Annotated in this window: 19 protein-coding genes; 8 read left to right on the top strand and 11 right to left on the bottom strand. The window is 74.4% G+C overall.

Features of this window, described 5'->3' with window-relative positions:
• Positions 1–204: 204 nt before the first annotated feature.
• The 3 genes from gnd to dnaA all read right to left on the bottom strand — a co-directional run bounded on the left by gnd (position 205) and on the right by dnaA (position 5079).
• A complete protein-coding gene (gene gnd / locus ACI783_RS18840; protein WP_457141866.1) occupies positions 205–1137 on the bottom strand; it encodes a phosphogluconate dehydrogenase (NAD(+)-dependent, decarboxylating) in 933 nt (310 codons plus the stop codon).
• 221 nt (positions 1138–1358) lie between these two features.
• Complete coding sequence (dnaN, locus tag ACI783_RS18835) at positions 1359–2519, bottom strand: DNA polymerase III subunit beta (RefSeq protein ID WP_457141865.1); 1161 nt, start codon at positions 2517–2519, stop codon at positions 1359–1361.
• A gap of 724 nt (positions 2520–3243) precedes the next feature.
• Positions 3244–5079: a chromosomal replication initiator protein DnaA gene (gene dnaA / locus ACI783_RS18830; RefSeq protein WP_457141864.1), complete on the bottom strand. Its 1836-nt coding sequence runs from the start codon at positions 5077–5079 to the stop codon at positions 3244–3246.
• Between the two features lie 620 nt (positions 5080–5699).
• Here dnaA and rpmH point away from each other — a divergent pair.
• From rpmH to ACI783_RS18790, 8 genes are all read left to right on the top strand, one after another.
• Positions 5700–5837, top strand: coding sequence for a 50S ribosomal protein L34 (gene rpmH / locus ACI783_RS18825; protein WP_056296149.1), 138 nt, complete (start codon positions 5700–5702; stop codon positions 5835–5837).
• A gap of 1 nt (position 5838) precedes the next feature.
• Entirely contained in the window at positions 5839–6216 is a 378-nt protein-coding gene (rnpA, locus tag ACI783_RS18820; RefSeq protein ID WP_457083568.1) for a ribonuclease P protein component, read from the top strand.
• Positions 6213–6614 (top strand): membrane protein insertion efficiency factor YidD, encoded by a 402-nt coding sequence (gene yidD / locus ACI783_RS18815; RefSeq protein WP_457141863.1) that lies wholly within the window; start codon positions 6213–6215, stop codon positions 6612–6614. Before rnpA ends, yidD begins: the two co-directional genes overlap by 4 nt.
• A complete protein-coding gene (gene yidC, locus ACI783_RS18810; RefSeq protein WP_457141862.1) occupies positions 6607–7728 on the top strand; it encodes a membrane protein insertase YidC in 1122 nt (373 codons plus the stop codon). The genes yidD and yidC overlap by 8 nt, the downstream gene beginning before the upstream one ends.
• A gap of 94 nt (positions 7729–7822) precedes the next feature.
• Positions 7823–8512, top strand: a complete 690-nt coding sequence (locus ACI783_RS18805) for a Jag family protein (protein WP_457141861.1) — start codon at positions 7823–7825, stop codon at positions 8510–8512.
• Positions 8513–8577: 65 nt separating this feature from the next.
• On the top strand, positions 8578–9207 hold the full coding sequence (gene rsmG, locus ACI783_RS18800) for a 16S rRNA (guanine(527)-N(7))-methyltransferase RsmG (protein WP_457141860.1): 630 nt from the start codon (positions 8578–8580) through the stop codon (positions 9205–9207).
• Between the two features lie 75 nt (positions 9208–9282).
• The gene (locus tag ACI783_RS18795) at positions 9283–10383 is read left to right on the top strand and encodes a ParA family protein (RefSeq protein ID WP_457141859.1); all 1101 of its coding nucleotides are present in this window, start codon (positions 9283–9285) and stop codon (positions 10381–10383) included.
• Positions 10384–10489: 106 nt separating this feature from the next.
• Positions 10490–11530 carry a ParB/RepB/Spo0J family partition protein gene (locus ACI783_RS18790; protein WP_457141858.1) on the top strand — a complete coding sequence of 347 codons (1041 nt, stop codon included), beginning with the start codon at positions 10490–10492 and terminating at the stop codon, positions 11528–11530.
• A gap of 97 nt (positions 11531–11627) precedes the next feature.
• Here ACI783_RS18790 and ACI783_RS18785 read toward each other — a convergent pair whose 3' ends face one another.
• The 8 genes from ACI783_RS18785 to ACI783_RS18750 all read right to left on the bottom strand — a co-directional run bounded on the left by ACI783_RS18785 (position 11628) and on the right by ACI783_RS18750 (position 22011).
• On the bottom strand, positions 11628–12620 hold the full coding sequence (locus ACI783_RS18785) for a D-alanine--D-alanine ligase family protein (RefSeq protein WP_457141857.1): 993 nt from the start codon (positions 12618–12620) through the stop codon (positions 11628–11630).
• A complete protein-coding gene (locus ACI783_RS18780) occupies positions 12617–13966 on the bottom strand; it encodes an aminotransferase-like domain-containing protein (RefSeq protein WP_457141856.1) in 1350 nt (449 codons plus the stop codon). Before ACI783_RS18780 ends, ACI783_RS18785 begins: the two co-directional genes overlap by 4 nt.
• A 76-nt stretch (positions 13967–14042) precedes the next feature.
• Entirely contained in the window at positions 14043–15155 is a 1113-nt protein-coding gene (locus ACI783_RS18775; RefSeq protein ID WP_457141855.1) for an N-acetylmuramoyl-L-alanine amidase, read from the bottom strand.
• Positions 15156–15424: 269 nt separating this feature from the next.
• Entirely contained in the window at positions 15425–15751 is a 327-nt protein-coding gene (trxA, locus tag ACI783_RS18770) for a thioredoxin (RefSeq protein WP_153359386.1), read from the bottom strand.
• Between the two features lie 131 nt (positions 15752–15882).
• A complete protein-coding gene (gene trxB / locus ACI783_RS18765) occupies positions 15883–16902 on the bottom strand; it encodes a thioredoxin-disulfide reductase (protein WP_457141854.1) in 1020 nt (339 codons plus the stop codon).
• A 100-nt stretch (positions 16903–17002) separates the two neighbouring features.
• Entirely contained in the window at positions 17003–18634 is a 1632-nt protein-coding gene (locus tag ACI783_RS18760; RefSeq protein WP_457141853.1) for a hypothetical protein, read from the bottom strand.
• A 51-nt stretch (positions 18635–18685) separates the two neighbouring features.
• Complete coding sequence (gene murJ / locus ACI783_RS18755) at positions 18686–20785, bottom strand: murein biosynthesis integral membrane protein MurJ (protein ID WP_457141852.1); 2100 nt, start codon at positions 20783–20785, stop codon at positions 18686–18688.
• A complete protein-coding gene (locus ACI783_RS18750) occupies positions 20782–22011 on the bottom strand; it encodes a DUF6049 family protein (RefSeq protein WP_457141867.1) in 1230 nt (409 codons plus the stop codon). Before ACI783_RS18750 ends, murJ begins: the two co-directional genes overlap by 4 nt.
• Between the last annotated feature and the right edge of the window lie 25 nt (positions 22012–22036).

Genomic DNA, 22036 nt, shown 5'->3' with positions numbered 1-22036 from the left:
GGCGGGGAGGGGGGGGCGGGACACCCCGCCGCCGGGTGGGGTGGGGGGTGGGGGGGGTGGGGGGCTTGAAGGGGCCGGGGGGGGGGGGGGGGCCGCCCCCCCCCCCCCCCCCCCCCCCACGCCCAGCAGGTGACGTGCTGGAACGGCCCCCTTGCAGGGCCCCGCCGCGAGCCTGCGAGTGGTGGGGGGCAAGGGGGTCCTTCCTCACGCGGGCTTCTCGGCCTCCTGGTGCTGGATGGCCTGCACCGCGTGGCCACCGAACTGGTTGCGCAGCGCGGCGACGGCCTTCATGGTCGGCGAGTCCTCCTGGCGCGAGGCGAACCGGGCGAACAGCGAGGCGGCGATCGCCGGCATCGGGACGGCGTGCTCGATCGCCTGCTCGACGGTCCACCGGCCCTCGCCGGAGTCCTCGGCGTAGCCGGCGATCTTGTCCAGCGCCGGGTCCTCCTGGAGCGCACGGACCAGCAGGTCGAGCAGCCAGGACCGGATGACCGTGCCCTGGGTCCACGAGGCGACGACGCCGGGGACGTCCTCGATCAGCTCGGAGGCGGCCAGCAGCTCGTAGCCCTCGCCGTAGGCCTGCATCAGCGCGTACTCGATGCCGTTGTGGACCATCTTGGCGAAGTGCCCGGCGCCCACCGGGCCGGCGTGCACGAACCCCGCACCGGGGATCGGGTCACCGGACTCGTCGTGCGGCGCCGGCGGCTTGAGCGCGTCGAAGACCGGCTGCACCTTGGCGACGTCCTCGGCGCTGCCGCCGACCATGAGCGCGTAGCCGTTCTCCAGGCCCCACACACCGCCGGAGACGCCGGCGTCGATGTAGCCGATGCCCTTCGCACCGAGCTCCTCGCCGTGGAGCTTGTCGTCGCTGAACCGCGAGTTGCCGCCGTCCACGACCACGTCTCCGGGGCTGAGCAGCTCGCCCAGCTCCCGCACCGTGGCCCGGGTGGGCTCACCGGCGGGGACCATCACCCAGACGACGCGCGGCGCCTCGAGGGCGGCGACCAGCCCTTCCAGGCTGTCCACGTCGCGCTTCCCCGGGCTGCGGTCGTAGCCGATCACCTCGATGCCGGAGCGGCGTACCCGCTCCGCCATGTTGCCGCCCATCTTGCCCAGTCCGACCAGCCCCAGCTGCACGTCCGGTCCTCCTCCACGCTCGTCTCCCACGGGTTCCCGCGGGCGGTCTCGGTGGGCGCACGCCACGCTGCGGGCCCAGCTCCCGGGTCCGGCCCGGGATCTTCCTGCTCCATCGTGCTCGCCCGCCCCCGGAGCTGCACCCCCGGGGTGGCGGCCCCGCTGCAGGGGCCCGCCCCGAGCCTGGTGACGTGCTGGACCGGCCCCTGCAGCAGGGTCTGTCTTCAGCCCGGCAGGCGCACCGGCATGATCAGGTAGCGGTAGCTGCCCGGCCGCTCGGCGGGCCGGGACGCCTCGGCGTCCTCGGCGGCGGGCTCGGGCACCCCGGAGAGCACCGCAGGCTTCAGCGCGGTGGTGAAGTCCATCCGCGCCCGCTCGGTGTGCACCGCGGCCAGCCCGTCGAGCAGGAACGTCGGGTTGAAGCCGATGGTCAGCGGGTCGCCGTCGAACTCGACGTCGCAGCGCTCCTCTGCCTGGCCCTCGTCGTCGGTGCCGCCGGCCCGGAGGGTGACCTGGCCCGGGGTGAACTCGCAGCGCAGCGGCGTGCCCCGGTCGGCGACCAGCGCCACGCGCTTGGCCGCGTCGGTGAACAACCCGACCGGCAGCGTGGCGTACGAGGCGGACTCGGTCGGCATGATCGCCCGGTACTTCACGAACTCCGCGTCCAGCAGCCGGGTGGTGGTCTGCCGGTCCTTCCCGGACAGGCCCAGGATGCCCTCCCCGGACCCGCTCGAGCTCAGGGACAGGACCACCTCGGGTCCGCTGGTCAGCGTCTTGGCGGCGTCGGCCAGGGTGCGTGCGGGCACCAGCACGGCGGCGGAGAGACCGGGGGTCTCCGGGCGCCAGGCGAACTCGCGCACCGCCAGCCGGTACCGGTCGGTGGCGGCGAGGGTGACCAGGTCGTCCTCGATCTCCAGCCGGACGCCGGTGAGCATCGGCAGGGTGTCGTCCCGCCCGGCGGCGACCGCCACCTGACCGACGGCCTCGGCGAAGGCGTCGCTGTCGACGACCCCGGCCGTGGACGGCAGGGAGGGCAGCGACGGGTAGTCCTCCACCGGCAGCGTCGGCAGGCTGAACCGGGCGTTGCCGCAGGAGATCGACAGCCGGGCCCCCTCGGCGACGACGTCGACCGGGTGCGGCGGGAGGGCGCGGGTGATCTCGGCCAGCAGGCGGCCCGGGACCAGCGTGCGCCCGCCCTCGGTGGACTGGACGTCGATCTCGGAGCGCGCCGAGACCTCGTAGTCGAAGCCGGAGACCGACAGCTGGCTGCCCTCGACCTCGAGCAGGATCCCGGCCAGGACCGGCACCGACGGCCGAGGCGGCAGGCTGCGCGCGGTCCAGGCGACGGCCTCGGCGAGCACCTCACGTGCCACCCGGAACTTCATGTGGAAACCCATCCCTGCTGTCGTCCGCCCGCTCGTGCGGCGGGGTGTGCGGCGCCCATCCTCTCCTGACCGGCCCCCTGTCTGACCAGTCCCCCGTGCCTCCGACCCACCAGCGGCTCTCCTCGTCGCGGCCGGAGGCCCCCGGAGCGCGGGCCGGACGGCCCCGATCCGGGTCGTCCCCACCCAGAGTGTGGTTCGAGAACTCCTCGAGATAACTCCCTCATCCTCGTCATCACGGGTGTGGATGCTGGGGACTCGGCCTGTTCGTGCACGTCAGCCCGGGAGTGGGCCTGTTGGTGCGCTGTGGGCCGGTGACCCTCGTCCTGTGTCGACACGTGGACAACTCGACGGTTGTGCACCGTCATCGTCCCCGGTCCACCCTGCGTCCCCGGCCCACCCGCAGCGTCGTCCCCAGTCCGTACCCAGCCCCCGGGTCCCGCCCCGGTCGTCCACCGTCGCCGGTTGACGACTTGTGGACAGGGCGGGGACGACGACCACGAGCGGTCCCCCGGACGCCGTCCCCGGCCCCGGCCGCTGCGGCCCACCGGACGGTCCACCTGCGGGGCAGCGTTGGGGACCGGATCTCCCCAACCTGTGCACAGATCTGGGGACAAGGCGACACGGAGCGGTGGTCGCGCACCGCAGCCGGCGCCCCGGCCGGTGGACCGCACGCGTCAGGCCCCGTCCCGAGCGTGCGGGGACGAGGCCTGACGGGGTGCTGCGGCTACTGCCGGGCGCGGCTCTTGATCCGGGCGGTCAGCTCGGTGACCTGCGTGTACGTGGCCCGGCGCTCGCTCATCAGGCCGGTGATCTTCTTGACCGCGTGCATGACCGTGGTGTGGTCCTTGCCGCCGAAGGAAGCGCCGATCCGCGGCAGGGACAGCTCGGTGAGCTCCCGGCACAGGTACATGGCGATCTGCCGGGCGTTGACCAGCGTGCGGCTGCGGTTGGCGCCCTGCAGCTCCTCCATCGTCACGCTGAAGTACTCCGCGGTGGCGGCCATGATGATCGCGGCGGTGATCTGCGGGCCCTGCTCGTCGCTGATCAGGTCCTTGAGGACCAGCTCGGCCAGCGCCAGGTCGACCGGCTGCTTGTTCAGGCTGGCGAAGGCGGTGACCCGGATCAGTGCGCCCTCGAGCTCGCGGATGTTGGTCTGCACCTTGCTGGCGATGAACTCCAGCACCGCGTCGGGGGCCTGCAACCGTTCGCCCCACGCCTTCTTGCGCAGGATGGCGATGCGGGTCTCCAGGTCCGGCGCCTGGACGTCGGTGATGAGCCCCCACTCGAAGCGGGTGCGCAGCCGGTCCTCCAGCGTCGTCAGCTTCTTCGGCGCGCGGTCGGAGGTGATCACGATCTGCTTGCTGGCGTTGTGCAGCGTGTTGAAGGTGTGGAAGAACTCCTCCTGCGTCCGCTCGGCGCGCTCGAGGAACTGGATGTCGTCGATCAGCAGGAAGTCGATGTCCCGGTAGCGGCGGCGGAAGTCCTCGGCCCGGCCGGAGTGCACGAGGTTGATGAACTCGTTCGTGAACTCCTCGGTGCTCACGTAGCGCACCCGGACGTTGGGGAACATCCGGGCGGCGTAGTGGCCGATGGCGTGCAGCAGGTGGGTCTTGCCCAGCCCGGAGTCGCCGTAGATGAACAGCGGGTTGTAGGCCCGGGCCGGCGCCTCGGCGACCGCGACAGCCGCCGCGTGGGCGAATCGGTTGCTGTTGCCGATGACGAAGCTGTCGAAGACGTACTTGGGGTTCAGCCCCGGGTCCAGCCCGGCCGGACGACGGTCGGCGAACAGCGGGACGGCACCCCCGCCGCGCCGGCGCTCACCACCCCGGTCGTCGGCGGGCCCCCGCCCGGCCAGCTGATCGGCGTCGTCACCGGAGTCCCGGTCCCAGGGGGCCAGCCGGCCCTGCACGCCCACGCCGATGCCCGACTCCGCACCGGCCGGCGACCACTCGGGGACGGCGTCCTCCCGCGGCGCGCCGCGGGACCAGTCCCGTCCGTCGCCGGACTCGGGCAGCCAGACGCCGGCGTGCCCGGGCCCGCTGCGGCCGGTGTCGCCCCGGTCGCCATCGGCCCGGACGGCGTCGGAGCGGACCCCGAAGGCGCTGCGACCGTCGTCGACCCGGTCGCGGTCGGCCCGGTCCTCGGCCGCGCGGTCCTGCGCGGCGCGCTCGCGCTCCGCGGCGGTGCGCTCGGTCGGTGGCCACTCCGCGACCGGCCCGTCGGCCGCCGGGCGCTCCCGCTCGGCCGGTGGCCAGCGGCGGTCGTCGGGGTCGGCGCCCCGCCGGGGGCTGCTGGGAGCCGGCATGTCCTCCAGCTGCACCGCGACCCGGATGGCGCGGCCGAACTCCGCGGAGAGGGCCTCGGCCAGCTGCATGCGCATGCGGGACTCGAGCACCGTCTGGGTGAACTCGTTGGGAGCCGCCAGCACCGCGGTGTCCTCGACGAGGCCCAGCGGGCGGGTCAGCTCGAGCATCGCCTTCTGCTGGGGGGACAGGCTGCTGGAGAGCCGCTCGCGGATCTGGTCCCAGACCGTGGCCAGGTCGACCGGGGAGTCGGCCATCGTCTGTGTCCCTTCCCGTTCCTCAGATCGTGCGCTCCGCACCCGTCGTCCACAGGTCGGTCCGTGCCCGGGCGGGCCGGTCGGCCCCCTGCACGGTCCCCAGGTGTGGACGCGGGACGGTGACGTTCCACATGAGTGTCCACAGTCTGTGCACGCCCGGCGACGCGTGGCCCGCAGCCAGCGGGGGGCCGGCGGTCGGATGCGGCGTCCTCGCTGGTCGGCGCCCGGCCGAGGGGACCCGGGGAGAGCTGGCGAGCGGCTGGCCGGCGAGGCCGGGTGGTCGACCCGGGACCCAGTCGTCCAACGCGGAGCGACGGCGACGCTAACAGCCCCGTCCACAGCCGGGCAACGACGGCGACCCCGGACCCCGGGACGCCGACGGCGTGTCCTCCCCGGGTCCCCCGGTGACCGGTGCACCATGACGGGTCGGGCCAGCGCCGCAGACCCGTCAGGCTCTCGGCTATGCTGGTCCGAGCTGTGGACGGCGCCCTGCGCATCGTGGGCCCGCGCAGCGCCAGCAGCAAGAACAGCGCCACCAGCAGCAAGTGCCAGCACCAGCGTGGCAGCGGCGCCCGTCCGGGTCCGTGCCGCATCGATGTCGTCAGCAGTGGGAGTACCTCGTGAGCAAGCGCACGTTCCAGCCGAACAACCGCCGCCGGTCCAAGACCCACGGCTTCCGGCTGCGGATGCGCACCCGGGCCGGTCGCGCGATCCTCGCCGGCCGTCGCCGCAAGGGTCGCGACAAGCTCTCCGCCTGAGGTGCTGCCCGCGCAGGCACGCCTGCGCCGGCGGCCGGAGTTCACCGCGGTCGTGCGGTCCGGCCGGCGTGCCGGCCGTCCGACCCTGGTGCTGCACTACCTCTCCGAACGGCCCGTCGCCCGGGTCGGGGGCCACGCTGCCCCGGACTCCGGGCCGCGGGCCGGTTTCGTGGTCGGCAAGACCGTGGGCAACTCCGTCTGTCGGCACCGGGTGACCCGCCAGTTGCGGCACCTGGTCGCCGCCCGGCTGGACCGCCTCCCGGCGACCGCCGACCTGGTGGTCCGGGCCCGGCCGGAGGCGGCCGGGGCCGACTCCACCGCACTCGGCCGCGACCTGGACAAGGGTCTGGACCGGCTGCTCGGGGCGCGCTCGTCATGAGCGGTTCCCCCGCCCGGGCCCTGCTGGCCGCGGTGCGCTTCTACCAACGGGCGATCAGCCCGGTGTTCCCGCCGCGCTGCCGCTTCCACCCCAGCTGCAGCGCCTATGCGGTCGAGGCCCTCGAGGTGCACGGCGCCGGGCGCGGCACCTGGCTGGCGCTGCGGCGGCTGGGCCGGTGTGCCTCCTGGCACCCGGGGGGCGCCGACTTCGTCCCGGAGCGGACCGACTCGCAGCGGCGCGGAACCGGAGAGACCACCCACTCGTCGTGCACTGCGGCGGAGCCGTCCGAGCAGTTCCCGGAGCCGGCGGCTCCGGGAGTCGCCGGGGCGCGTCGACCCGACAGTGCACCCCCGCCGGCCCCGCGCCGGTCTGCGCAGCAGGAGGCTGGCGTTGCTTGACTGGCTGTACACCGCGATCGCGTGGGTGATGAAGCAGTGGCACGCACTGTTCTCCACCTTCCTCGACCCGGCCGGTGGCATCACCTGGGCGCTGTCGATCGTCTTCCTGGTCATCACGATCCGGCTGCTGCTGTTCCGCCTGTTCGTCAAGCAGGTCAAGTCCCAGCGGGCGATGCAGGAGATCCAGCCGGAGATCCAGAAGCTGCGCAAGCAGTACGGCAGTGACAAGCAGGGCTTCAGCCAGGCGATGATGGCGCTGCAGAAGGAGCGCGGGGTCAACCCGCTGGCCAGCTGCCTGCCGATCCTGCCGCAGATCCCGGTCTTCATCTCGCTGTTCCACGTGCTGCGCCGGCTCGCACCGGACAAGCCCGGCCTCTACAGCTGGGACAACCAGCTGACCGACCAGGCCGCGCGTGCGGACCTGTTCGGCGCGCCGATCTCCTCCTCGTTCAACATGACGGGGGAGAAGGAGCGGGCGATCCTCGCGCTGGAGGGCGTGACCTACACCAGCATCCGGGTCGTCGCCTTCACGCTGATCGTGGTCATGTGCCTGACCACCTTCTTCACCCAGAAGCAGATCATGAAGCGCTCCGGGCCCGTCGAGGGTCAGGCGGCGATGATCCAGAAGCTGCTGCTCTACGGGATGCCGATCAGCCTCTTCGTGACCGGCTTCTTCTTCCCGGTCGGCGTGCTCCTCTACTGGTTCACCAACAACCTGTGGACCATGGGGCAGCAGTTCTACATCCTGAAGAAGCTCCCCCCGCCCGGTTCGCCGGCCGCGCTGGCCAAGGCCGCTGCCGACAAGCCGAAGATCGACCCGAAGGCCCTGGCCCCCAAGCCCGGCGCCAAGCCGGTGCGTCCCAAGTCCGGCCGTCCCGCGACCGCCACCCCGGAGTCCACGGCCGACGGCGACGGCGCCGCACCCCAGACCCCGCCGGCCTCGGGCAACGGCGCCGGTCCCGGCGGCCCGGCCGCGAATGGTGGCACCGGCAGCACGGCGGCCGGCGGCAGCGCCAACGGTCGCCCCGCCGGCGGCAACCGGCCGCGCCAGGGTGCCGGCGGGAACCGTGGTGGCAGCGGTCCCGCCAACCGCGGCAAGCGCAAGCGACGCTGACGCCGACGGCGCACCCGGGCTGCGGTCCGCGCGGTGCCCGTCCCCTCGACCACCGGGTACGCCCGGCCGCCTGCACGACACCGGAGGACCGAACGTGACTGCACCCGACAGCGACACCGCCGCGACGGCCGAGGCCACCTCGGACGCAGTGCTCCCCCAGGTCGGGGGCAGCGGGGACCCCGCGCTGCCCGACGCCGACCCGGCGTCCGCGGACGCCGTCGTCGAGCCGGTCGACCCGATCGACGACGAGAGCGACGAGGACGAGGGCGACGAGGACGGGGGCGACGAGGACGGGGGCGACGAGGACGGGGACCAGGACGCCGACGGCCTGCTGGTCCGCGAGGGCGATGTCGCCGGCGACTACCTGGAGCGCCTGCTCGACATCCTCGACGTGGACGGCGACATCGACCTCGACGTCGAGGGCGACCGCGCCTCGGTCGCCGTCGTGGGGGGGCAGCTGAAGACCCTGATCGGGCCGGACGGCGCGACCCTGGAGGCGCTGCAGGAGCTGACCCGGCTCGCGGTGGCCCAGTCCACCGGGGTGCGCAGCCGGCTCATGCTCGACATCGGCGGGTTCCGGGCCAAGCGGCGGGCCGACCTCACCAGCCTCGCGGCGGCCGCCGCCGAGCGGGTGGCGCAGAGCCGGCAGCCCGAGCGGCTCGCCCCGATGAACCCCTTCGAGCGCAAGGTCGTGCACGACGTCGTCGCGGCGACGACCGGGGTGCGGAGCGAGTCGGAGGGCGAGGAGCCGAACCGCCGCGTCGTGGTCCTGCCCGACGCGTGAGCGGGGGCGACCCGGCCGGTGGGGAGCCCGAGAACCGAGACTGCGCGGTTCCGGTAGCGCCACCGGTGGCGGAGCAGGTCTTCGGCCCCGCGCTCGGTGCGGCTACGGCCTACGTGGCCAAGCTCGCCGGCGACGGGGTCACCCGCGGTCTGATCGGGCCGCGGGAGGTCGAGCGCCTCTGGGACCGGCACGTGCTCAACAGTGCCGCGCTGGCCGAGGTCGTGCCGGAGGGGTCTCGGGTGGTCGACGTCGGCAGTGGGGCCGGGCTGCCCGGGATCCCGCTGGGTCTGGCCCGACCGGACCTCCAGCTCGCGCTGGTCGAGCCGATGGCCCGGCGGGTCGAGTTCCTGACCGAGGTGGTCACCGATCTCGACCGCCCGTGGCAGGTCGTCCGCGGTCGCGCGGAGGAGCGGGCCGTCGTCCGCGCCGTGGGGCCGGTCGACGTGGTCACCGCCCGCGCCGTCGCCCCGCTGCCCCGGCTGGTCGGCTGGTGCCGCGGGCTCTTGCGGCCCGGCGCCCAGTTGATCGCCCTGGTGGGCGCCCGGGCGGCCGCCGAGGTGCCCGCGCTCGTCCCGGAACTGGAGGCGGCGGGGATGCGGGACATCTCCACGCGTGCCGTCGGTGTCGGGCTCGGTGCCGCAGCCACTACCGTGGTGCTGATGACGCGGGCCGGCGTCCCGCGCCCACCCCGTTGAGCAGCCCAACGCGTTCCACGTGGAACACGACCCCGTCGTTCCACGTGGAACGCAGTCCGTGAGGAGGACGCACCGATGACGGACCCGGGCGAGCGGCTGCGCACCAGCCTCGCCGCCGACCAGGCAGTCGGTGCCGAGTTCGACAGCCCGATCGCCGCCGAGGCGATGCGGGCCACGCGTGTGCTGCACGCGGCCGACCAGGACCCCTTCCCCCGGCCCGGCCGGATCCGGGTGATCACCGTGGCCAACCAGAAGGGTGGTGTCGGGAAGACCACCTCGACGGTCAACCTGGGTGTCGCCCTGGCCATGTACGGCCTGCGGACACTGGTGATCGACCTCGATCCGCAGGGGAACACCAGCACTGCCCTGGGTGTCGAGCACACTGTCGGCACACCGTCGATCTACGACGCACTGGTCAGCGACGCCACCCTCGCCGAGGTGACCCACCCGACGACGGCCAGCCCGAACCTGCACTGCGTCCCGGCGACGATCGACCTGGCCGGCGCCGAGATCGAACTGGTCTCCGTCGTCGCCCGGGAGCACCGCCTGCGCCGCTCGATCGAGGGCTACCTCGACGGGCTCCCGCCGGAGGAGCGACCGCACTACGTCCTGATCGACTGTCCGCCGTCCCTGGGTCTGCTGACGCTCAACGCACTGGTCGCCGGGGACGAGGTGCTCATCCCCATCCAGTGCGAGTACTACGCCCTGGAAGGGCTCGGGCAGCTGCTGTCGAACATCGACCTGGTGCGGGCGCACCTCAACCCGGGCATCTCGGTGAGCACCATCCTGCTCACCATGTACGACGGCCGGACCAGGCTCGCCGACCAGGTGGCCGACGAGGTGCGCAACCACTTCGGTGACCTGGTGCTCACCGCGATCATCCCCCGCAACGTCCGGGTGAGCGAGGCGCCGGGGTACGGCCAGTCGGTCCTCACCTACGACCCGGGGTCGCGCGGATCGACGAGCTACGTGGAGGCTGCCCGGGAACTCGCCGTGCGGGGCGCGCGGCTCGCTCCGGCACAGCCGTCGGCACCGCCGCCGGCACCGCCCCGGACGGCGGCGCAGCCGGCTGTCCGCCCGGCGCCGCCCCCTCCCCCGCCGCCGCCCGCGGTGGCCGCCCTGGTGCTCGGCGAGCCGGTCACCGGCCCCGCTCCGGGTGGACGGCATGCCACATGAGCACCGTCCGCCCCACCAGCCTCACCTGGGCGCCGCTGCGGCGTTCCGGCATCGGTTGTTCCACCCCCGCGCCGCACCGGCGGCCGGGCAGCAGCGAGGAGAACCAGTGACCAAGCGCGGCGGACTCGGCCGGGGCCTCGCGGCCCTGATCCCCACCAGCGCGCCGGCGCCCACGGCGACGCCCGCGGCTCGCGCGGCGGAGGCAGCCGAGGCGGAGGCGGCGGGCGTCGGTGCCCCGGACCAGGCGAGCCCTCCCCCGCCGACCTCGCTGACCGAGCGGGCCGCCGCCCGAGATGCGGCTGCTGCCGTGGAGCCCGTCGCCGGGGTGCCCGGTGCCCACCTGCGCGAGGTGCCGGTCGGAGACGTCGTCCCCAACCCCAAGCAGCCCCGCCAGGTCTTCGATGACGAGGCGTTGGAGGAGCTGGCGCACTCCGTCCGGGAGTTCGGCCTGCTCCAGCCCATCGTCGTCCGTGAGGCAGGCGAGGGCCGGTTCGAGCTGATCATGGGTGAGCGCCGGCTGCGCGCCGCCCGGGCCGCGGGCCTGGAGGCGGTGCCGGCGATCGTCCGGGACACCACCGACGACGCCATGCTCCGCGACGCCCTGCTGGAGAACATCCACCGGGTGCAGCTCAACCCGCTCGAGGAGGCCGCGGCCTACCAGCAGCTGCTGGAGGAGTTCGGCGCCACGCACGAGGAGCTGGCGGCCCGGATCGGCCGCAGCCGCTCGCAGGTCACCAACACCATCCGGCTGATGAAGCTCCCGGTGAAGGTGCAGACCCGGGTCGCCGCGGGGGTCATCTCCGCCGGCCACGCCCGGGCGCTGCTGGGCCTGCCGGATGCCGAGGCGCAGGACGCGCTCGCCACCCGGATCGTCGCCGAGGGTATGTCGGTGCGGGCCACCGAGGAGGCCGTCGCGCTCGCGGTCGCCGAGAGCCCCACGGCCGCCCGGCGCTCGCAGCGGAAGATCAGTGCGCCCGGTGTCGAGGACCTCGCGGGTCGGCTGTCGGACGTGTTCGAGACCAAGGTCAAGGTGCAGATCGGGCGGGCCAAGGGACGCATCGTCGTCGAGTTCGGCTCGGTCGACGACCTGCAGCGCATCGTCGGCATGATGGCGCCGGACATCACCGGGCGCCGCACCCAGGACTGACGAAGGACCTCGCTGCCCGCCACGACTCGCACGCTCGCCGCGGAGCCCCGCAGCCGGGCCACCAGCTGGTTGCGTCAGTGACGCAACCAGCTGGTGCTCAGCCTCGGCTCGCGGCGCGGGCCAGCAGGCGGCCGAGCACGTCGCCCAGCCGGTGCCCGGCCGCTTCGACGGCCATCGGGAACATCGAGGTCTCGGTCAGCCCCGGGGAGACGTTGACCTCGAGGAAGTGCACCTCGCCGTCCGGGGTGACGATCGCGTCGGTGCGGGACAGATCGGCCAGCCCGAGCACCCGGTGCACCTGCAGCGCCACCTCGGCGGCCCGGGCGGCGACCGCGTCGTCGACCCGCGCCGGTGCGTGGTACTCGGTGAGGCCGGGGGTGTAACGGGAGGTGTAGTCGAAGACCCCGGACTCCGGGGCTATCTCCACTGCGGGCAGTGCCTGCGGCCCGTCACCGAGGTCGACGACGGACAGCGCCAGCTCGACCCCGTCGACGAAGCGTTCGACCATCACCGTGTCGCCGTAGGCGAAGCAGCTGACCATGGCCGCCGGCAGGTCCTCCACGCGGCTGACCTTCTGCACGCCGAGCGACGAGCCACCGGTGGCGGGCTTCACCATCAGCGGCAGGCCCAGCCGGGCCACGATGAGGTCGAGCACGGCGCCGGCCCCGAGTTCGCGGAACGTGCTGTGCGGCAGGGCGACCCAGTCGGGCGTCGCGACGCCCGCCGACCCCACGACGGACTTGGCCGCGGGCTTGTCCCAGGCGAGCCGGCAGGCCGCCGCCGGGGAGCCGACGTAGGGCACCCCCGCCAGGTCCAGCACGGCGCGCAGGGCGCCGTCCTCCCCGGTGGCGCCGTGCAGCGCGATGAACACCGCGTCGACCGGCGCGGCCGTCAGCCCGGGCAGCAGCTCGGCGTCGGCGTCGTGCATCCCGGCGTCCACGCCTGCGCGGGTCAGGGCCTCGACGACCTGGCTGCCCGACGAGAGGCTGACCTCGCGTTCGAAGGTCAGGCCGCCCGCGAGCACCAGGGCACGCAAGGGGTGCTGGTCGGCGCCGGTGGCCTCCACCGGTGCGGCGGCCGGCTCGCTCATGGCTGGCGGTCTCCACTCTGGTCGCTGTTGGACGGGCCGATGACGGGGGGCGTGCCGGGACGGACGGCTCGGAAGGTGCCGGTGTCGACCGCGTCGAAGGTCGAGTGCAGGTCGAGCTCGGCCTCGATGACCCGGCCGAGCCGGCGTACGCCCTCCCGGATCTGGTCGGGCTCCGGGTAGCAGTAGGACAGCCGCATGTACTCCTGGCCCTGCCCGTCGGCGTAGAAGCCGATGCCGGGCACGTAGGCGACGTGCGCAGCGACCGCGCGGGGCTGCATGAGCTTCGCGTCCAGCCCGTGCGGCAACTTGAGCCACACGTAGAAGCCCCCCTCGGGGCGGGTCCACGTCGTGCCCGGCGGCATGAGCGCGTGGAGTGACTCCAGGGTGGCGTCGCGGCGCTCGCGGTACAGCTCCGTGAAGACCTTGATCTGCTCGCGCCACGGCTGGGTGTCCAGGTAGCGGGCGACGGCGTACTGGGTCAGCGAGGGCGGGCAGAGGACCTGCGCCTCGGTGGCCAGCACCAGCTTGTCGCGGACGGCCAGCGGCGCCAGCACCCAGCCCACGCGCAGCCCGGGCGAGAACGTCTTGGAGAACGACCCCAGGTAGATGACCCGTTCGTCGTTCCGGGCCCGCAGCGCGCGCATCGGCTCACGCTCGAAGCCCAGCAGGCCGTACGGGTTGTCCTCGATGACCAGCAGGTCGTACTGCTCCGCGATCGCGATGATCGCCTCGCGCCGGGGCTCGGAGAGGGTGACGCCGGCCGGGTTGTGGAAGTTGGGCACCGTGTAGAGGAACTTGACCCGGTCACCCCGGGCCCGGCACTCCAGCAGCGCCTGCTCCAGCGCCTCCGGGATCAGCCCGTCGTCGTCCATCGCGACGTGCCGCACCTGGGCCTGCGCAGCCTGGAAGACGCCGAGCGCGCCGACGTACGACGGCGCTTCGGCGATGATGACGTCACCGGGGTCGATGAACACCCGGGTGACCAGGTCCAGCCCCTGCTGGGAGCCGACCGTGACGACGACCTCGCTGGGCGAGGCGTCGGTGATCCCCTCCAGCGCCATGACGTCGCAGATCCGCTCGCGCAGCCGGGGGTCGCCCTGGCCGGAGCCGTACTGCAGGGTCTGCGCGCCCATCCCGGAGACCAGCTCGCCGATCATCGAACCGACGGCGTCCAGCGGGAGGGCGCTCACCGCGGGCATGCCGCCGGCCAGCGAGACGACCTCGGGCCGGCTGACGACGGAGAAGAGCGCCCGGATCTCCGAGCTCTTCATGCCGTGGGTGCGTGCTGCGTACCGGTCCGCCAGCGGGTCGAGCCGCGGGTGACGTGGGTGCACAGGAGGGGTCACCCGTCGCAGTGTATGCCCGTGGGGTGACGTGCTGGCACGGCCCCGCTGCAGGGGCTGGCGGGCAGGGGGTCCTGCGTCAGCCGCGGGCGGGCAGCAGGAAGGTACCGGTCGGCGGGTCGGCCTCGGCCGGCAGGAAGAGCCGCTGGACGGCGGCGACGACGGCCTGCGCCACCGTGCTGCGCAGCCGGGCGTCCAGGAGCAGCAGCCGGTCGACCGGGTGCGAGAGGTAGCCGCAGTCGACCCGGACGGCGGGCATCCGGGTCATCCGCAGGATGTCCCAGGTCTTGGGGTGCGAGCCGCAGTCGAGCATGCCGGTGCGGGCGATGACCTCGCGGCGCACCAGGTTGGCGAACTGCTCGCCCACGGTGGAGCTGGCCCCCGAACCGGTGCCGTAGTAGTAGCTGGCGACCCCGCGGGCGTGGGCCGAGCCGTGGGCCTCCATGTGCAGGGAGAGGAAGAGGTCGGCACGGGCGTCGTTGGCGAAGGCGGTCCGCTCGGCGGCGGTGGGGTCGCCGCTGCGGCCGTGCGTGAGGTAGACCGTGGCGCCGGCCGCGGCGAGCCGCCCCTCGATCCGGGAGGCGAGGTCGAACACCAGGTCGGCCTCGGTGGTCTCCCCGGCGGTGAAACCGGTGTCCTGACCACCGTGGCCGGGGTCGATGACGATGACCCGGCCGATCAGGTGCGGCCCGGAGTCGACCAGCGATGCGCTCTGCCGGAGCAGCTGTGGCCGGCCACCGGTGACCCGGCGGCCCAGCTGCTTCAGCGCGCGCAGGGTGGCCGGACCGCAGGTGCCGTCGGCGGTGAGCCCGTAGTCGCGCTGGAAGGAGCGCAGCCCCGTCTCGGTCTCCGGGCCGAGGATGCCGTCGGCCCGACCCGCGTCGTAGCCCAGCTCGAGCAGCAGCTCCTGCAGGCGTCGGACGTCGTCGCCGCGGGCGGGGTGCTCGGGGTCGTGGCGCAGCAACCGGTCACCCAGCGACCAGCGCGCCTCGGTCAGCGCCCGGTACGTCTCCTCACCGACGAGCCCGTCGACGGACAGGCCGCGGACCTGCTGGAAGTGCCGGACCGCCAGCTCGGTGACCTCGTCGTACTGCCCGGACGCCGGCTGGCCGGTGAGCATGTCGAGCGTGCTGAGCACCGCTTGCACCTCGGCCACCGCAGGGCCGGAGCTGCCGGGTCGCAGGACGTCCATGCGGAAGAGGTCACTCCTGTTCGCGAGTCCCGGCCGGTCGCCGGGTGGGGCGGGCACCGTCGATTGTGGCGGGTGTGGCTCTGCGACGCGCGCACCGGGTGACGGGAGGGCCGCGATCCGGTGACGGGTGGCCACCGGACGGGTGACCGGCAGGATGCGGACCGGGACACGACGAGGCCCGCCGGTCCAGGGACGGGCGGGCCTCAGTCGGCCTTCCTGCGGGGCCCCGCCGCGAGCGTGCGAGCGGTGGGGGGCAGGAGGGTCCTCTGTCAGATGTAGTCGGACAGGTCCGACAGGATGGCGCCCTTGGGCTTGGCGCCGATGATGCTCTTCACCGGCTTGCCGCCCTGGAAGACGGTCATCGTGGGGATCGACATGACCTGGTAGTCACGCGCGATCTGCGGGTTCTCGTCGATGTTGAGCTTGGCGATCGTCAGCTTGTCCGCGTGCTCGGCGGCGATCTCCTCGAGCACGGGGGCGACCATCTTGCACGGTCCGCACCACTCGGCCCAGAAGTCGACCAGCACGGGCTTGTCGCTGCCCAGGACGTCGCTGGCGAAGCTGGCGTCGGTGACGGTCACGGTGTTGCCTGCCATGGTGCTGCTCCCTGTGGTCGCTCGGGTGTCTGGTGGTGTAACCGGCGGGGCGCTCGGTCTATGCCCCGCTGTGGCCCCGCTGCAGGGCCCGCGCCGAGCCCGCGAGGCGTGGGGGGCGAGGGGATCCGTCTTCAGCGCTCGTCGAAGGTCTCGGCGAGCCAGCGCTCGGCGTCGATCGCCGCCTTCGCGCCGGTGCCGGCGGAGGTGATGGCCTGCCGGTAGATCTTGTCCACCACGTCACCGCAGGCGAAGACGCCGTCGATGTTCGTCCGCGTGGTCGGGTGCTCGGCGAGGATGTAGCCCTCGTCGTCGAGCTTGAGCTGACCGGCGAAGAGCTCGGTGCGCGGGTCGTGGCCGATGGCCACGAACAGGCCGGTGACCGGGAGCTGCTCGGTGGCGCCGGTCTCGACGTCGGTCAGCTCGACGGCGGAGACGGCGTTGTCGCCGTGCACGTCGGTGACCTGCTTGCCCAGCGCCCAGCGGATCTTCTCGTTGTCCTGCGCGCGCTTCTGCATGATCTTCGACGCCCGCAGCTCGGTGCGACGGTGCACCACGGTGACCGACTTGGCGAACCGGGTGAGGAAGGTCGCCTCCTCCATCGCGGAGTCGCCACCGCCGACCACGACGATGTCCTGGTCGCGGAAGAAGAAGCCGTCACAGGTGGCGCAGGCGGAGACGCCGTGGCCGAGCAGGCGCTGCTCGTTGTCCAGGCCCAGGTACCGGTACTTGGAGCCGGTGGCCACGATGACGGCGTGCGCCCGGTGCACCTCCGAGCCCACCTTGACGATCTTCGGGTCGGCGGTGAGGTCGACCTCGGTGACGTCGGCGGGCACCAGCTCGGCGCCGAAGCGCTCGGCCTGGGTGCGCATGTCGTCCATCAGCTGCGGGCCCTGGATCCCCTCGGGGAACCCGGGGTAGTTCTCCACCTCGGTGGTGGTCATCAGCGCGCCGCCGAACTGGGAGCCCTCGAACACCAGCGGGTGCAGGTTGGCTCGGGCTGCGTACGTGGCAGCGGTGTAGCCGGCCGGGCCGGACCCGATGATGATCAGGTCACGGACGCCGTCGTGCTCCGCCGGGGGGATGGCGGGGTGGGCCGGATCCGTGGAGACGGCGGGGCCGGGGGTGGGCTGGTCACTCGTCACAGGGCGCACAACCGACAGCCTAGGGCCGCCATTCCCCCGCGCCAGGGCCCTCACCCATGAGGCGGAAAGGGGTGTTGCTGCGTGCCTCGGGACAGCGTCGCCGCGGCCCTCAGGACGCGGCGGTGACGGTGACCTCGGCCAGCTCGGCGGCGAACCCCTCGCCGGCGGGCACCAGCGAGGTGATCCAGACCAGCACGTAGCGGGTGGTGGCCGGCGCATCGAAGGCGACCTGGTCGTCGCCGGTCAGCTGGGTGGCGGCGACGACGTCGAAGGCGTCAAGGTCGCCGTCCGGCGTGCCACCGGTGCGCACCTCCACCTCGGCACCGGGGGTGCCGGTGAGCAGTTGCACCCCGGCGACGGGCTGCTCGCTGCCCAGGTCGTAGACGATGCCGACGCCGGGCTTGAGGTTGCCGAACTCCGCGGAACCCCGGTAGGTCAGCGTGGACCACGCGGTGGCCGGGTCGCCGTCGGTGGTCAGCGGGACGTCGTCGTCGTTCTCCGGCTCCCCGTCGCCGAACGGGTCGAAGACGGCGGCGCCGGTGACCGGCAGGGCGGCGCCGGGCTCGGGCGCCGGCTCCTCCGCCGCGCCCGGGTCGGCGCCGCCGGCCGGCGCGCTGGGCGCGGGAGCCGTCGGTGACCCGCTCTCGACGTTGCTGGCGACGGAGAGCACGTTCGAGCCGAACCACCACCCGACCGCCACGACCAGTGCCAGCGCGAGGAGCGGCAACCCGACCAGGGCCAGCCGGCGTCGGGCGGCGGGCCCCTCGTCGTCGGCGTCGTCCTCGGGCAGGGAGTCGGGCCAGTCCAGCTCCTCCTCGGCGTCGGCCTCTGCCCGGGCGGGGGACGCGCCGACCGGGCGCGCCAGCGGGGCACCCGGCACCGGCGGCAGGCCGGCGGCAGGACGGCGGACGGGGACGTGCTCGTCGGCCCCGCCCCGGCCCTCGGCCTCGGCCAGGTCGCGGCGGTCGCGCAACCGGCGCATCCACCCGCTGTCGCTGACCGGATCGGGGCGCGCGGCCTCCTGCGGACCGGTGCTCGTCCGGCCGCGCTCGGTCAGCAGCGCGGCCATCGCCGCCGCGCTGGACAGCCCGGTGCCCGGGTCGCTGGAGCGGGCCCGCCGCACCAGCGCGGCGAGGTCGGGGGCGGCGATCGGCGGGGGACGGTCCCCGGGGAGGTCGGCGCGGGAGCCGGTCAGGCAGAGCTCGAGCAGCGCGCCGAGGGCGGCGATGTCCCCGCGCACCGAGCCGGTGGCCGCCGGCACCGAGACGAGCCCCACGAGGCCGCCGGGACGGAGCACGACGTGCTCGGCGGTGATCCCACCGACGGCCAGGCCGGCCCGGTGGGCCTCGGCCACGCCTTCGGCGAGGCGGCGGACGACCGCACGGGCCTCCCGCTCGGGCAGCGGGCCGTCGGTGGCCAGCCGGTCGGACAGCCGGACGCCGTCGATCCACTCGTTGACCACGTAGGCGGCGCCGCCCGGCTCGGTGCCCCCGGTGCCCTCGGCGGCGTCGTAGACCATCGCCAGCGCCGGCGTGGCGAGCCCGCCGGCGGTCAGTGCGCGGGTGATCCACTCCCGGGCGGCCGGTCCGCCGGGGCTGTGCACGCGCAGCGCGACGTCGCGGTTGAGCACCCGGTCACGGGCACGCCAGGAGCGGATGACGCCGGTGGGCGTCCGCTCGTCGGGGGCGACCTGGTCCAGTGGGCGGTAGCGGTCGGGCAGGCCGGTGATCGTCGACGTCACGGACGGTGCCGACCCCCTGGACCACTCCCCCGCCGGGGACGGCGTCCCCGGTCAGGCACCCGGTCGGCCGGATCGCCGTGGCGTGCCGAGCCGGGCCCGGACACCGGCCCACGCCTCCCGGAGCTCGGGGACGCCGACCACCACGGCACCCGCGACGACCGCGATGCCGATGACCACGGTACCGAGCGCGACGGTGGCGAGCGAGCCCGGCACCGACGTCCCCAGGCCCCGACCGGCGAGGGAGACGACCGCCCAGCCCAGGACCCCACCGACGACGGAGACCAAGGTCATCCGGGCCACCGTGACGCCCGCGTCGCGGCCGGCCCGGACGCCGAGCTTGCGCTGCAGGGCCACGCTGCCGGCCACCCAGCCGGCGAGGTAGGTCGCGCTGGTGGCCACCATCAGGCCGGCCACCACGTGCTCCGGCTCGACCAGCACCGGCACCAGCAGCAGCAGCGGGACGCGGACGGCGACCATGGCCAGCTGGATGAAGGTGGGCGTCCGGGCGTCCTTCATCGCGTAGAAGACCCGCAGCTGCAGCAGGGTCACCGCCATGGGCAGCAGGCCGAACGCGCCGAAGGCGAGGGCGACACCGATGGCCCGCGCCTCCTCGGTGCCGGTGTTGCCGTAGCTGAACACCACGGTCGCGACCGCCGGGCCCAGGACGACCAACAGGGCGGTCACCGGCAGCAGTCCGGTCGCCGACAGGCGGGTGCCCAGGGTCAGGTCGGCCACCACGCCGTCCAGGTCGTGCCGGGCGGCCGCCCGGCTCATCCGCGGCAGCAGCGCGGTGAGCAGCGCGACGCCGATGATCCCGTAGGGCATCTGGAACAGCAGGCTGGCGATGGCGAACGCCGCCGAGCCCAGGCCGTCCTCGCTGCGGCCGGCCGCGTTGGCCACCCGCATCGCCACGATGACGCCGATCTGGCTGATCGCCGCGTAGGCGACCACCCACAGACCCAGCGAGCCCACCTCGCCCAGGCCGGTGCCGCGCAGCCCCCACTGCGGGCGCAGCGGCACGCCGACCTTGCGCAGCAGCGGCAGCAGCACGACCGCCTGGACGGCGATGCCGGCCGTCGTGCCGATGCCCAGCAACCACACCTGCAGGTCGGTGATGGTGGCCGGGGTCAGCTCGCCGGGACCGCTGGCGGCGATGAACAGGACGCCGGTGAGGATGACGACCACGTTGTTCAGCACCGGTGCCCAGGCCGGTGGCCCGAAGACGTTCCGGGAGTTCAGCACCGCGGTGGCCAGCGCCCCCAGGCCGTAGAAGACGATCTCCAGCAGCAGCAGGCGGGCCAGCCAGTTGGCCAGCTCCACCTGTTCGGCGTTGCCGGTGATGCCGGACAGCCGGGTGAGCAGCGGGGCGGCGAGGACCGCCACGACCGTCATCCCCAGCAGCCCGACGGTCGCCATGGTGATCAGCCGCTGGGCGTACCGGGTGCCGCCGTCGCGGTCCCGCTCCTGGGCCTGCACCAGCAGCGGCACGATGACCGACGTCAGGACGCCGCCGAGCAGCAGCTCGTAGACGAGGTTGGGCAGCGTGTTGGCGGTGTTGTAGGCGTCGTTGACCAGGCCGACGCCGAGGGCCGCGGCGATGACCACGGTGCGCAGCAGCCCGGTGAGCCGGCTGACGAGGGTGGCCACGGCCATGGTGCCCGCGGCGCGCAGGATGCTGCTGCTGCCGCCGGGGGCGCCCTCGCGGCCCTCGGTCTCCTCGTCGGTCTCGTCGAGGGGGCGCATCGCCGGGAAGGCCGGGATGAGCTGGGTGTCGTCGGGCCCCGGCACGAAGCGGCGGCCACGGGGCGGCGGCACCGGGGGCAGCGCGGTGCGCCGCAGGGGCACGACCTCGGTCACCTGCTCCTGCGCGTGGCCCGTGGCCTGCTCCGGCGCAGGTTCCGGGCGCCGTCGCGGCGGGGCCGGCGGCGGCACCGGCGGCAGGTGACCGGCCGGCGTCGGGCGGGGACCCGGGGGCGGCGGCAGCCGCCGCTCCGGCACCAGCGGGAGCGGCGGGCGGGCGCCGTCGGCCACGCCGTCGGCCGCCCCGGCGGTCGACGGCGGTGCGGGCGCGGTGCGGTAGGGCGGCGGCGGCAGCGGGGGACGCGGGGCATCCGGCTGCTGCGGGGCGTCGGCGGGGTTCCGGCCGGTCACACCGGGCTCCGGGTCGGCGCCGGGGCGGTCGGGTCGCCCGCGCCGGGCGCCTCGTCGGCCGTCCCCCGGCGACGGGCGAGCAGGAAGCGCACCAGCCGGCGCAGGAAGAGCAGCGCCAGCAGCGCGGCGGCCCCGCCGGTGATCGCCAGGGTCACCGGGCCGTAGGCGGTGCTCTTGACCTGCAGCTGGACCGTCTCGCCCAGCGGGGCCCCGCTGGGGGTGGTCAGCTGGGCGTTCACCTGGAACCCACCGGACTGCTGCACCTCCGCCGGGACCTCCAGCGTGGTGCGGGACAACGGCTGGAGCACCTGCACCCCGATGTCCTCGGTGGTGAGGCCGACGTTGCCCCGGGCGCGCAGCTCCAGCCGGACGGCGACGGCGAAGGGCAGGTCGTTCTGCACGGTGAGCACCAGCGGCGCGCTGCTGGAGGCGAGGCTGTAGGTGCCCTCGGCGGGCGAGACCAGGGTGACCTGGTCCTGCAGCCGGAGGAGGGTCTCGCGCACCCGGGAGGCGCTCCGGACGAAGGCCTCGCGATCGCCGCGCCAGGCCGCGGAGCCGGCGCGGGCGATCGCGGCGTCGTAGCCGGCCAGTGCGGTGGCCGGCTCCCCGGAGACGGCGGCGGCGACGTCGTCGCGGACCCCGACGGCACGCGCGAGCTCGCTGACCCCGGTCGCGGGCAGCGCCTCGCCGTCCGTCCGGTCCACGAGGTCGCCGACGTCGGCCGACGGGCCGGTCGCCGGCCATGCCACCGGACCCGCCGCCAGCCAGGGCAGCGTCGCCGTGTCGGTCATCATCGCCGCGACCGTCTCCGGGTCGGGGTCGACCCAGCGGGGCGGCACGACCAGGACGCTCTGGTCGCCGGCGCCGCGCAACTGGGTGGTCAGGGCGCCGAGCTCGGCCAGGAAGCGCTGCTCGGCCAGCCGGTCGCCGTCCGGGTCGGTCGCCGGCCCGGCGACCAGGTCGGCCAGCCGCCCGTCGGCGACCAGCACGGGCAGCGGGCCGTCGCTCGTGCTCACGGTGGCGGCAGCGGTCGCGGGCCGGCCGACGGCTCCGGTCGCCCGGTCGCCCTCGGTCAGTGCCCCCTCGGCGAGCACGACGGTGCCGGCCCCGCCCTGGCGGAGGACCTCCAGGGTGGCCGCGGGGGGGGGGGGGGGGGGGGGCGGGGCGGGGGGGGGGGGGGGGGGGGGGGGGGGGGGCGGGCGCCCGCGCTCCGCCGCGGCGCCCACCCCCCGACCTGGGAGGTGGGCGGTG

This window comes from Modestobacter sp. SYSU DS0511 (assembly GCF_054050755.1).
Note: the sequence above shows the minus strand (reverse complement) of the source record. Positions and strands in the feature narration are given on the sequence as shown.